This window comes from Acidovorax sp., assembly GCF_046294525.1.
Classification (GTDB): domain Bacteria; phylum Pseudomonadota; class Gammaproteobacteria; order Burkholderiales; family Burkholderiaceae_C; genus Acidovorax.
In genome coordinates this window covers 243,730-256,169 of record NZ_JBKBKQ010000001.1, presented here as the reverse complement: position 1 = coordinate 256,169, position 12,440 = coordinate 243,730, and the positions used below count along the sequence as shown (strand labels likewise).

At 65.6% G+C, this 12,440-nt stretch carries 7 protein-coding genes and 1 tRNA gene; all 8 read right to left on the bottom strand.

What is annotated here, in order from left to right; all coding sequences use genetic code 11:
* Positions 1-66 precede the first annotated feature (66 nt).
* The 8 genes from ACK4HJ_RS01165 to ACK4HJ_RS01130 all read right to left on the bottom strand — a co-directional run bounded on the left by ACK4HJ_RS01165 (position 67) and on the right by ACK4HJ_RS01130 (position 12,414).
* The gene (locus tag ACK4HJ_RS01165) at positions 67-1,143 is read right to left on the bottom strand and encodes a Fic family protein (protein ID WP_409826933.1); all 1,077 of its coding nucleotides are present in this window, start codon (positions 1,141-1,143) and stop codon (positions 67-69) included.
* A 548-nt stretch (positions 1,144-1,691) separates the two neighbouring features.
* Entirely contained in the window at positions 1,692-2,198 is a 507-nt protein-coding gene (locus tag ACK4HJ_RS01160; protein WP_409826931.1) for a hypothetical protein, read from the bottom strand.
* Positions 2,195-2,896, bottom strand: coding sequence for a DUF3800 domain-containing protein (locus ACK4HJ_RS01155; RefSeq protein WP_409826929.1), 702 nt, complete (start codon positions 2,894-2,896; stop codon positions 2,195-2,197). The genes ACK4HJ_RS01160 and ACK4HJ_RS01155 overlap by 4 nt, the downstream gene beginning before the upstream one ends.
* On the bottom strand, positions 2,893-3,942 hold the full coding sequence (locus ACK4HJ_RS01150) for a restriction endonuclease subunit S (protein ID WP_409826927.1): 1,050 nt from the start codon (positions 3,940-3,942) through the stop codon (positions 2,893-2,895). The genes ACK4HJ_RS01155 and ACK4HJ_RS01150 overlap by 4 nt, the downstream gene beginning before the upstream one ends.
* A 190-nt stretch (positions 3,943-4,132) precedes the next feature.
* A complete protein-coding gene (locus ACK4HJ_RS01145; protein ID WP_409826925.1) occupies positions 4,133-5,758 on the bottom strand; it encodes an N-6 DNA methylase in 1,626 nt (541 codons plus the stop codon).
* 161 nt (positions 5,759-5,919) lie between these two features.
* Positions 5,920-5,994 (bottom strand) — tRNA-Arg (locus ACK4HJ_RS01140).
* Between the two features lie 55 nt (positions 5,995-6,049).
* Positions 6,050-10,480 carry a translocation/assembly module TamB domain-containing protein gene (locus ACK4HJ_RS01135; protein ID WP_409826923.1) on the bottom strand — a complete coding sequence of 1,477 codons (4,431 nt, stop codon included), beginning with the start codon at positions 10,478-10,480 and terminating at the stop codon, positions 6,050-6,052.
* On the bottom strand, positions 10,480-12,414 hold the full coding sequence (locus ACK4HJ_RS01130; RefSeq protein WP_409826921.1) for an autotransporter assembly complex protein TamA: 1,935 nt from the start codon (positions 12,412-12,414) through the stop codon (positions 10,480-10,482). Before ACK4HJ_RS01130 ends, ACK4HJ_RS01135 begins: the two co-directional genes overlap by 1 nt.
* Positions 12,415-12,440: the final 26 nt, after the last annotated feature.

Genomic DNA, 12,440 nt, shown 5'->3' with positions numbered 1-12,440 from the left:
AATATGTTTAAAAAAACAAAGAAAATCGACAAGTTATCGTGATCTGTCGATGCCATCACCATATGGTCAACCCACCAGCTCTGCCAACAAGGCGTCGTTGATGTAGTACTTCTCGCGCCCGTGCTTGCTTTCGCGCAGCACGCCCAGGCCCGCCAGGGTTTGCAGGTAACCGGACGCGGTTTGCCGTTTGGCAATGCCAGCGTCCACCACGAACTGGATTTTTGTATAGGGCTGCTTGAAGATCACCTCGATCAGGTCTTTGCTGTACACGCCAGGCGCTTCGCGCTGCACACGCTCGCGCACCTGCTCCATCAAGTCACGGATGCGGTTGACCTGATCAAACGTCTGCTGAGCCGTGCTTTCCACCGCACGCAGCATGTAAAGCAGCCAGTTCTCCCAGTCCTGCTCTTCCGTCACCCGGCGCAAACCCTCGTAGTAGGCCGCACGGTGGGCAATGATGTAGCGCGACAGGAACATCACCGGAATGTCCAGCAAGCCCTTTTCCACCAGAAACAGCAGGTTCAGGATGCGCCCCGTGCGGCCGTTGCCATCCGGGAACGGGTGAATCGCCTCGAACTGGTAGTGCATGACCGCCATCTTTACCAGCGGGTCGAGGTCGTCATCGGCGTGGATGAACTTTTCAAGGTTGGACAGCTTGTCGCGAATCACCGCATCGCCCACAGGCGGCGTGTACACCACCTCGCCCCGCTCATTCTTCAAAGCCGTGCCGGGCACGGCGCGCACCTGCAAATCCATCTGCTTGATGCGCTGGGCTATCTCTATGAACAGATTGGTGCTCAAAGGGCGGTCTTTCAGCGCGGCAAAGCCGTGGTAGAGCGCCTCGCGGTAGCGCAACACCTCCTTGGTATGGGCATCGGCCTTGCCGTCAGCGTCCGCGTCGGCGCGATACAGCTCGTCGTTGGTGGTGACGATGTTTTCAATTTCCGACGACAAGCGCGCTTCCTGCAGCACGATGCTGTTGATCAGCACGCCCTGGTTCGGAATCTGCGCCGCCAGCCCGCGCAGGTTGGCCAGCACCCGGTTGGCCGCAATCGCCTGCTTGAGCACAGCCTTGCTCTCCAGCTCTACTGCGGGCGGCAGCAGGGGCAGGTCGTTGTGGGGTTGGCTGCGGTCAAAAGGCATGCCGGTGCATCCAGAGTGGGGGAGGGGGAAACATGGCGAAAAAACGCAATGGCTTCACCATGTTAGCCAGCATCTGTACAAAAAACACGGATTTTTAAGCATGTGGACTGCGACATGTATAGAAAACGCGGATTTCTATACATGTCAGCGACGCCCAGCTTGTCGTCCGGCAAGCTGTGAAAGAACTCTTTAAAGGTCGGGCCGCTGTGAAAGACCACTTTCATAGCTGTTCAGTTTCAAACCGCGTTGATTAGCGCCTGCGCCTCGGACAAGCGCAAGTGGCCGGAGATTCTCGGCATCGCGCGGCTTTTGGTATCTGCGAATGTTCGGAGCTGAGCTGTAAATGTTCGGACCTCAGCTGCGAATGTTCGGAGCCCCACAGGCAACTCCCCAGCAGCGGCCCCGCGCCGCCAGTATGCTTTTCGCTTTTTGTGGGTAATACAACATTCGGAATGCCTTGATTTGCTTGCACCGCTACAATCAGCCCAGCTCATCTACCACGTGTAGAAGGAGTATCCGAAGCCCTTGCACATCCGTGTGCCGGGGCTTCAGTCTTTCTGGCTTGCCCAATACGCATCGCGTTCCTTGGCAAAGCGGCGTACGTTGTGTGACCGCAGGCAGTAGGCGGTCTTGAGCAAATAAAAGCGAACTCCTTCTGGCGTGTTTCGCTTGCCCAGCATCACCGCATAGTCGTGCTCCTCGGCCCATATGACCACATGGGTTTGACCTTTGCGGTCGTTTTCCCACCACGAAAACCCCGTCTTGCCTGCATTCTGAATGCACCATGCCACCCAGCGCACCCGCTCGCATCGGCGCAGGTCAGGTACGCGGTCATCTTCATTCCGGTTGTCCTGGTCGGGTGCTTCAGAGATCAAGTGCCAAAACCCGTAGCCTTTGTGTTTGGTGGTCGGCATAAAGCGCACTTTGACCGGGGCACCCATGAACGTGAGCTGAGCATGTGCAACCGTCTGCAAGTACACCTCGTAAATGGCATCTTCATAGTCGGCCCAGTCGTCATCCCCACTGAATGGCATCAAAGGTGGCGGCATGCTCAAGACTGCGGCCTCCAGATGAACAGATTGAACTTGTCTGCCCGCAGCAGTGAGCTTTGTTCCAGCCGCAAGCCCGAGCGGTGCCGTAGATGCGCCACCAGCGCCAGCTTGGCCGGGCTGCCGTGCAAACCCCGGTGCACATACGCCAGCGCACCAATCAGCAGGTCTGCCAGTTGGAGTAGCAGCACATCGTGCGAATGCACCAGTTCGATCGACTCGATCACATTGCGGTCGAAGTCATAGTTGGCGTTGCACAGCACATCGTGCAGCTTGCGCACCTTGGCTTGGCCGCGTGTGTCCTTGATGTCCAGAAAAATGCGGTATCGGTTGCTCGGGTCGATCAGTCGATTGAGTAGCGTGTACCACTGCTTGTAATAGAAATCGTCATGGCTTTGGGAAAAACGGCCATGATCCAAGGCCCCCTTATCTGGCACCACCAATCCTCGGAAATGCAGCAAGGGTTCGTCGAAAAACAAGTCCAGCAACGCTTGGTAGAACGGCAATTTTCCGGGTGACACCTTCACCCACTTGATTTCAAACTGAGCTGGCAAACCGTAGTCTGCTTTCAAGCGTTTGATCTTGTCTGCCAGCGACTGCCGATGCGACGCCGAGCACCACACGGCGCCCAGCACCATCGCACGCATGTGGTCGTTTTCCAGATGGCACGACTCGTCGCAATAGATGTGGATGCGTTCGGTCATAACGCGTCCTTCATAGCGGCCTGCGACTCGGGCAAGCGCAACTGGCCCGAGATCAGGTGGGGGAGCAGGGTGTCGCGGAGGGTGGAGAGGGTTTGGGCTTGGGCTTCGTTTTGGTCGATGCTGTTTCTCAATGCGTTGGCCGACGCATCGAACGCTGCGAGAACGTTTGCAGGGGCATCTGGAACCAGCAAGCGATAGACGTTTTCTCTGTTCAACCCAGGGACCGCTGCATCGGTATTCATGTCATGCAAACCCACAGTCTTCAAAAGCTGGTGGCAATACGTCAACGGACACTTGGACTTCACGTAAAAGACCGTATCGATTGGGTAGAACGGGCGGCTCTCCCAGTAGAGGCTTCCAACTGTGCCCTTACGGCCGACGATGATCGACGGGCTATCAATCAGCGGCGTGTCGTGCCACCCCGTAATTCCGCCAGACCCATACACAGGCACTGGACCGGGGTTGCGGTTTTCTGCTTTGAGTGCCTTCCCGTAAGCAAGCTCCAAAAACGAGTTCAGTCGAACGGGTAGCCACCCCCTCGGCACCTCCCCCAACTCCGACTCCTCCAGCGCATCGGGAAACAGCGCGGCGGTGGCTTCGTCCATGCCTTCGGGGGCACGGCCTTCCATCTTGGCGCGCACGGGGTCGAAATCGACAAACCACGACTTGAACAGCGCCTGGGCAATGGCTTCGAGCGTGGCGTTGGTTTCGCGCAGGAGGGTGATGCGGTCGTTAAGTGCAGCTGCGAGAGCGCCGATTCCAGTTCGTACAGTCGCTGGTGGAAGATTAAATTTGTAGTCGAGTATTTGCTTGGCGCTGATGTGAGGAACGGCTGTTCCAGTAGTCGCGTTCTGGATGTACGACTCAAAATCTGTCGTTGATAAGAGCGCAAATAGAAAGCTGCGATCCTCTCGTGAAGTTGTACGAAGGCGAGCAACGCGCTGTACCAAGTAGCTAGGCGTGTCGGTTTCGGTAACCTGCGCAACCTTCAAACCAGCGGGTATCCACGGTCGATCCATAGCGAGCACGACATCGCCGGGTTCCAAGCGATATCTCGACAGTGTGAGAGCCGGAGCTTTGGGCCACCGCTTTACACCATCCCACCGGACTTGGCCGGGTGCGATGTTGTCTCCTCGAAGGAGTCGAACATCCGAGGAGTCGTCTGTGTAGCCGCTGCTTTTAAATGCGAACCCAGCGAGTAGATCTGCAAACTCTCGAAGTGAGACTTGAGGCCACTCAGAACTCATACCCCAACCCCCCCAACTTCTGCCGAATCACCGCATCCAGCTCCGCGCCCTTGGCCATCTGCTCACCCAGCTTTTCCGTCAGCTTCACCATCTTGTCGGCAAAGGCTTCGTCGTCGTCCTCCACCGCCTCGGCGCCCACGTAGCGGCCGGGGGTGAGTACGTGGCCGTGTTGGGCGATCTCGGCCAGGGGCACGCTGCGGCAGAAGCCGGGTATGTCCTGGTAGGGGGTGGGGTGGGGGTGGGCTTCGACGGGCTCAGCCCGAACGGGGTTTGGGGTGGACGAGGACGAGGGCGTGATGACGGTGGGTGCGGGCTCGCCGCGCCAGGCGGCTACAGTGGCGGCGATGCGGTCGATGACTTCGTCGGTCAGCTCGCCCTGCACGCGGCTGATAGGGGTGGCGAGCTTGCGGGCGTCGATGAACAGCACCTCGCCCTTGCGCTTCTTGCTTTTGGCCAAAAACCACAGGCACGCCGGGATTTGCGTGTTGAAAAACAGCTGGCCGGGCAGGGCGATCATCACTTCCACCACGTCGGCATCGACCATGGCGGCGCGGATCTGGCCTTCGTTGTTCTGGCTGCTGCTCATGCTGCCGTTGGCCAGCACGATGCCCGCACGGCCCGTGGCTTTGAGGTGGTGCAGCATGTGCTGCAGCCAGGCGGTGTTGGCGTTACCGTGGGGTGGGTCGCCATACACCCAGCGGGCGTCGCCCTCCAAACTGGGGTGCCACCAGTCGCTGATGTTGAAGGGCGGGTTGGCCAGGATGAAGTCGGCGCGCAAGTCGGGGTGCTGGTTGCGCACAAAGGTGTCGGCGGGTTCGCGGCCCAGGTTGAAGTCGATGCCGCGAATGGCCAGGTTCATGGCGGCCAGGCGCCAGGTGGTGGGGTTGCTCTCTTGCCCGTAGATGGAGACGTCGCCCTTCTTGCCGCCGTGTGCCTCAATGAACTTCTCACTCTGCACAAACATGCCGCCGCTGCCGCAGCACGGGTCGTACACCTTGCCGGTGTGCGGGTTGAGCACGGCCACCAGGGTTTTGACGATGCTGGCGGGCGTGTAGAACTGCCCGCCGCGTTTGCCTTCGGCGCTGGCGAACATGCCCAGAAAGTATTCGTACACCTGGCCCAGGGTGTCGCGGGCCACGTCGGGGGTGTCGCCAAAGCCGATGGTTGACACCAAATCGACCAGCTCGCCCAGTTTGCCGTCGGGCAGCTGTGCACGGGCGTAGCGTTTGTCCAGGATGCCTTTGAGCGTGGGGTTCTCGGCCTCGATCAGCGTCAGCGCGTCGTCAATGCGTTTGCCAATGTCGGGCTGCTTGGCGCTGCTGCGCAGTTGCTCCCACCGGGCGGCTTCGGGCACCCAGAAGACGTTGGCTTCCTTGTAGTAGTCACGGTCTTCCAGCTCGGCGGCTATGTCGGCGGGGTCGGCGTCACCGTAGAAGTATTCGTCGTTGGGGTCTGCCAGGCGCAGCACCAGCGTGGCGTGGTGGGCGGCAAAGGTGTCAGAGATGTATTTGACGAAGATGAGGCCGAGCACCAGGTGCTTGTATTCGGCGGCGTCCATGTTGGCACGCAGCTTGTCGGCGGTGGCCCACAGGGTTTTCTGGATGTCTTGGAGCATGTGGCTGCGGTGTGTGGCCTGCAAGGGGCCGTCAAGCGGGCAGGCCCGCCGCACACACTGCGAAGACCCTGCCACGGGGTTGCTTCTTCTTTGGATACTACTGTTTTGATAGCTGCTAGCGCTTATCCAATAAGCGCTAGAGGCCATTTTGACCATAAATCTGGTCCCCTCGACAGGAATCGAACCTGTATCTAGCGCTTAGGAGGCACTCGTTCTATCCATTGAACTACGAGGAGGCAAGACAGCCGCGCATTGTAGTGGGGCCACGCACACCCTCTGGCGGGCGCAGCCTCAGTCGTACTTCACGGTGTAGATGATGTCCACCGCGCTTTTCTCGCCCGTTTGCCCGCGCAGCGTAAGGCTGCGGGTGAGGTCGTAAAAGATGTACAGCGTGCCCAGCGTGCCCGACAGACTGCGCTCGTACGTCACGTACAGGTCTTGCGACAGGCGCTTGCCGAAGGTGACTGCGGCGCTGCTGGCATCGTCTCCCGGCGTTGCGCCGCGAAAGCCGATTTCATCGAGGCCGATGCGCTTGGCAAAGCCGCCGCCCGGGTTGGTGCCGCCGCGACCCAGCAGGGCCAGGGCGGCCTGCTGCAGCACGGCGGCCTCGGCGCCGCCGGCTGCAGCATTGCGGCCCAGCACCACCCACGACAGCTTTTCTGCATCAGGCAGTTCGGGGTCGGAATAGAGCTTGACGCGCGGCGCCTGCGCGCTGCCGGTGACTTGCACCCCCGCACGCACGCTGATGTTGGGGCGCAGCGCCAGGATGTCGAGCGAGGGGTTGTTGTAGGGCCCATTGAAGCGGATGAGTCCGGTCTCCACGTCCAGCATCTGGCCCCATGCGCGGTAGCGCCCTTGTTCGGTGCGCACCTCGCCGATCACCCGGGGCGGCGCGCCGGGCACAGGGCTGCTGCGAATGTCCAGCTCGCCTGTCAGGCGCGTGGTGATGCCGTGGCCGTGCAGCGCGAAGTCGTTGCCCAGGTTGAGGGTGACGGCGATGTCGGGCGGTTTGGCGGCTTCGACCTGTGCGGCGTTCTGGCTGGCCTTGGCGGCCTGCTGGGCCTTGGCCTGCGCTTCGCGGTCCTTGGCGGCAGAGCGCACCACCACGTCCGATCCAAGGCTGGGGGCGGACTCGTCCGGAAGGATGATGGTGGCGCGGTCGGTGGTGAGCTTGCCGCGCAGGCTTATCTGGCCCTGCTGCAACTGCGCCTGCAGCTGGCCCGACACGCTGACCTGCCGGTCTGCGCGCACCAGCACTTGCAGCGCGCGCGCCTCGGCCTGCAGCGCCATGGTGATGCCTGACAGGCCGCTCGCGGCCGCTGTGCTGGCGTTGCCCCAGCTCACGCGGCCGGTGGCCGTCAGGGTGCCGCCATCGCGCGGCGCGGCGGTGCGGTTGCCGCTGAAGCCCGCAATGCGCGCGCTGCTGCCGCGGCCGCCTTGCAGGCGGAACTCGGTGATGTTGAGCTGGTTGCCCTCCAGCGTGGCACGCAGGCGCCCGCCTTGCAGGTCCACGCCATCCACCACCGACCGCACGGCCATGTCGTCCGCCCCCAGCGTGCCCGACCAGCGGGGCGCATCGCGCGTGCCGGACAGCGTGGCGCTGGCGTCCACGGTGCCGCGCACGCGCCAGCCCGGTGGCGCCAGGGCCGACCACACACCCACATCGGGCAGGCGGGCGCGCAGCGTACCCTCAAGGGGCGCACTGGCGGCCCAGGTCCATGAGGCATCTGCCGTGGGCTGGGTGAGGCGGGTGGTGGCGTTGGCGTCGATCTCGCCTGCGCGGTCGCTGGCCCATTGCAGGCGTGCGCGAAGGGTGTCGCCGTCCAGGTCGATGGCCAGTTCGGCCTGGCGTACGCCGGCGGGCGTGCCCGCCTCGGGTGTGGCGCTTCTCAGGGTGGCTGTGCGGGCCGTCCCCGCGCTGTCGGTGGCTTCGGTGGCAATCGGTGTGGGTGCGCCGGCGCCCGTGCCCTGGCCGCTGCTTTGCACGGCGGTGACGGCGGTGGGGTCGCCCGCCAGGATGCGCAGGTCGCCGCCCGCACGGCGCAGGCTGGCGCTGGCGCGCGGGGCGTTGGGCTGGGTGGTGTCCACATTCCATTGGCCGTCCAGCACCAGCGTGGTGGCCAGGCCCATGCGGGCGAGCAGTGGCTGGGCCGCGGGCTGCGCTGCGCTGCCCTGTGCGGCAGGCGCCGGGGTGCCCAGGCCCAGAGCGTCCACCCAGGCGGTGGGCAGGCCCTGCAGCGTGCCCTGCGTTTGCAGCGCCGTGCCAGCGGGCGTCATGGCCAAGCGTGCGGGCGACCAGCGCAGCGTGACGGCGCCCGGCGCAGGGCCCGTTAGCTGGGCCTGGCCTGCGGAGGTTTGCACCGTGGTGGTGGTGGCCGCCTGCGTGGCAGTGATGGACAGCGGTTGCGCCAACTGCACCGCCCAGGGGCCGGGGCGCTGACCTTGCTGGGCCTGCAGCCGCAGGCTGTTGATCTGGGCCTGCCACTGGCCTGCGCCCGTCAGCCCACCGGCGATGCGCGCTTGCACGCTGGCACGCACAGGCTCCGGGCCCATGGTGCGGGCCTCGCCGGTCAGTGCGAGGGTGGCCTGGGCCAGTGTGCCCGAAAGCTCCGCAGACACGCCGCGCAACGCAATGGTCTGCGGTGCTGTCACGACCTGGGCGGAAGGCGATGCCTGCGATGGGGTCGCTGGCATGGGCGTGGGTGCGGCCGCAGGTGCGGACGGAGCAGCAGGCAAGGTCAGGTCGAGCTGGGGCGTGGTCAGCGTGGCCTGCAGATCGAACGCGGTGCTGCTGCGCGGCAGCGCGGCGCCTGCGGCGGCGGCCTGCAACTGGTCCGCGGCTGCCTGCCAGCAGCCCTTCCAGCGCGCGTTGAGCTGCACACCGCCTTTGGCGGTGGCGCCGCGCAGCGCGTCTTGCACTTGCGTGCCCACAAAGGGCAGGGTGGTCAGCCAGCGCAGCGTGCGCTCGATATCGCTGCTTTGCCATTGAACCTCGCCGTTGCCTGATTGCGGGCCGGCCTGGCCGCTGGCGCGCAGCGTGGTGCCGGGCATGGTGAGTGCGAACTGCCCCTGTGCGGACCGGGCGCCGAGGGCCACGCGCAGGTTGGTGGCCTCGGCGCGGGCTTGCAGCGCGTCCAGCAGCAGGCGGTCTACTTGAATGGTGCCGCCGGTTTGCGCGCCCGCAGCCGACGCGGGGGCCGGCTGCCAGCGGCCTTCTGCAGAGAAGGTGTTGATGCGCAACGGTGTGGGGCGGTTGCCTGCGGGTGCCGCGCGTTCAGCCGCGGCCGCGCGCACATCGGCGCTGAAGCTCACGCTGTCGCCTTGCGTTTGCGCCTGCAACCGGCCCGACAGCGGCGCGGCCGCCATGGCGGTGTGCAGCGCGTCGGGGCGGATGCCGCGCAGGTCGGCGCGGCCTTCCAGCGCGCCCGTAGCCGGCGTGAAGTGGCCCTGCAGCGTGGCGCTGCCAGAGCCGGCGCTGGCCGTGGCGCCGGGCACGTTCCAGCGCGTGCCGTCGTAGGTGGCGCTGGCCTGCAGAGCCGTCAGCGGCAGGCGGTTGCGGTCCCAGGGGCCGGGCAGGTCGTTGCGCAAATCGGCTTGCAGTGCCCAGCCCCCTGCAGCGTGCGTGGGGCCGGCCTGCACCGTGCCTTGCAGCAGGGTTGCAGGGGCCTCGGACCACAGGGTGGCCAGGTCTACAGCGCGCAGCGTGGCGGTGGCGGACTGCAGGGGCTGGGGCGCCCAGGGGGCCAGCGTGGCCCGTACTTCGGCCTGCATGGGTTCGGGCGCCGGAGCGGCATTGGCGCGCGTGCGGGATGCGGGGGTGGCCTGTGCGTTCGCCCCTGCGCGTGAAGCACCTGAAGCAATCGGCGCTGCAGACTGCGCAGCATCGGCGACCGGGCGGATGTTTGCCTGCAGCTGCAACTGCGCGGCGGCCGTGGCCAGCGTGCCTTGCAGCGTGGCGTGCGCGCCCAGGGCGATGGGCGTGGTGCGGGTACTGCCGGGCACGGCGGTCTCGAGTGTGCCGTCCACGGTGGCCTGCAGTGCCATGGGGGCCTGGGCCTGCAGCGTGACGCGGGCGCTATAGCGGCCCTGGGCGAGCGCTACCTGGCCGATGTTGAGCCGGTGCTCGGCCCCGTCAAAGTGGTAATCCCCCTGCAGGCCCAGCGCCTGCACGGCGGGCGGCCCGGCCCACTGGATCTCGTCCACGCGAAAAGGCACGCTGATCTGCAGCGGCAGCACCAGCGATTCGAGTGGCGCAGGCCGGGTGTCGGGCTCGGGCTTTTCCACCGCCTGGGGCGTGATCAGCACGCGCGCCGCGTGGACTTCGCCCAGCTCCAGGCGGCGTTGGAGCAGCGGCAGCAACTGCCAGCCCAGGCGGATGTCCGTGACTTCTACGCTGAGGGCAGGGCTGCTCCAGCGCAGCCAGCCGATCTGGCCGCCGCTACGCAGGGAGCCGGTGACATCCCGGCTTTCCAGTCGCTGCTCGGCCGGCAGGTGCTGCGCGGCACGTGCCAGGGCGGTAGCCAGTGATGTGCTGCTGCCCGCCCACCACCACAGGGCAGCGGCGGCCGCGAGCAGCAGCGCCACCACGCCCACCAGCAGCCAGCCCAGCACACGCGCAGCGCGGCGCATGCGCTGGCGCGGGGCGCGCCGGGTGGAAGACGAACCCGCGCTGAAATCGGACGATGGCGCGCGCGGCACCGGGGGCGGGTTGGGCGCGGCCATCAGAAGCTGAACCCCAGGCGCAGGTGCAGCCGCACCTCTTTGGTCTTCACGCCGTAGGCCAGGTCAGCCTGCAGCGGGCCCACGGGGCTGCGCCAGCGCACGCCGGCGCCCACGCCCACGCGTGGGTCCAGGTCGCCCGCGCGGTCCGCCACGGCGCCTGCGTCCACAAACAGCGTGCTTTCCCAGTCGGTCATCTGGCCCTTGTAGACGATGGGGCGCTGCCATTCCACGCTGCCGACGGCCATGTAGCGGCCGCCATAAAGTTGGCCGTTGTCGGTGCGTGCGCCGATGCTGCGGTAGCCGTAGCCACGCACCGTGGTGTCGCCGCCTGTCAAGAACAGCTGCGTGACGGGCACCTGCGCGCCGTCACGCGCCAGCACTGCGCCACCCTCGGCGCGCAGGGCAATGCGTGCGTTGCGGCTCTGGCCGTCGTCGTCCCGCACACGGCCGGCGGGGATGAAGGATTGCCAGCGCACCAGCGTGCGCACGAATGGGTCGCGCTCCGGCCGCAGCGTGGTGCCCAGGCCCAGTTCCACCGCGATGCCGTGGCCGCGCGTGGGCGCCGTGAGGCTGTTGAAATAGCGGCCCGTCCACCCATAGTTGGCGCTGATGGCCGTGCTGGAGTTGGAGGGCAGTTGCTCGCGCTCGGCCAGCCCCTGGCTGTGCGCATAGTCGTACTGCAGAAAGTAGTTGCGGTCGATGTGTTTGGTGCTTTTGCTGCGGCCGTAGCGCAGCCGCCCGCTGTTCACGTCATAGTCGCCGGTGGCCTCGCGCTGCAGCTGCGCGCCGGTAAACCAGCGCCAGCCGTTGTTGTTGGGCAGGCCGGTCCATTCGGTGTTGGCGAGCTTGGTCTCGCGGTCCAATGACAGCTTGCTCACGGCGCGCCAGCCCAGCACGGGCAACTGGTTGTGGATGTGCTCCAGCGACAGGCGTGCGCCGCTGTCGGTAGAAAAGCCGGGGCCAAACACCAGCTTCTGCAGAGGGGCCTCCCGCACCTGGGCCACCACGGGCGCAGCCTGCGGGTCGGTGCCTTCGGTGTCCAGCGTCAGGAACACCGCGTCGTAGTACCCGCTGCTGGCCAGCCGCAGCTGCGCGTCCAGCATCTCGGCCTCGTCATAGATGGCGCCGGTGGGCAGGCGGGCCAGTCGGCGCGCGCCGTCGGGGTCGTAGCGCTCGTTGCCTTCGACCCGCAGCGGCCCGAAGCGGTAGACGGGCCCTGGGTCGTACGTCACGCTCAGCTGGGCCTGGTGGGTGTCGGCGTCCACCTCGGCACGGCTGTTGGCCACACGGGCCGTGGGGTAGCGGCGCGCCTGCAACTGGCGCAGCCCGCCCGCCTTGGCACCGTCCCAGGCTGATTGCGTAAAGGGCTGGCCCGGCGGCAGGGACCAGTCGCGCTGCACGCGCCGCAACTGGCGCGCCCGGCCTTCGGCGTCGTTGCTGCCCTCGGCGGGGTCTGAAAACGTAACGTCGGCCCCGGCGATGCGGGTCTGCGGGCCGGTGTCCACCGTGACCACCACCTTGCGCGGGGTGGTGGGGTGCTCCGGCGTTTCCACCAGCTCCACAGTGATGGTGGGTGCGAAATAACCCAAGGTGCCCAGTAGTTCTCGGGCGTTGGCATCGGCCGCGCCCAGCAGGCGCTGCAGTTCGTTGGCGTGCAGGTCGGGCAGGTTGCGAAAGCGCTGCAGTTCCAGGTGGCGCTCCAGTGTTTCGCGCACGGTGTCGGGTGCGCGTACCTCCACGGCAAACGAAGGGGTGGCCGACTCGGCAATCACGGGGGGCATGGCGCCGTCGCTGCCATCGCCCTGATTGTCGGCATCGCCGCGCGGCAGCAGGCTGCAGCCCTGCAAGCCCAGCGCGCCGAAAAGCAGCAACGCCGACCAGAGGGTCGGCGTTGGAGCATTCGCAGGGGAAAGGCGCAGAACGCGGAACAGCACGGCAGGAGGACGTATGAGTGAAGGGG

What these genes read in the sequence shown, in the direction of transcription:
- ACK4HJ_RS01165 (WP_409826933.1), bottom strand. Translation starts at nt 1,143, where the DNA reads ATGCCTTTTGACCGCAGCCAACCCCACAACGACCTGCCCCTGCTGCCG.
- ACK4HJ_RS01155 (WP_409826929.1), bottom strand. Translation starts at nt 2,896, where the DNA reads ATGACCGAACGCATCCACATCTATTGCGACGAGTCGTGCCATCTGGAA.
- ACK4HJ_RS01145 (WP_409826925.1), bottom strand. Translation starts at nt 5,758, where the DNA reads ATGCTCCAAGACATCCAGAAAACCCTGTGGGCCACCGCCGACAAGCTG.
- ACK4HJ_RS01135 (WP_409826923.1), bottom strand. Translation starts at nt 10,480, where the DNA reads ATGGCCGCGCCCAACCCGCCCCCGGTGCCGCGCGCGCCATCGTCCGAT.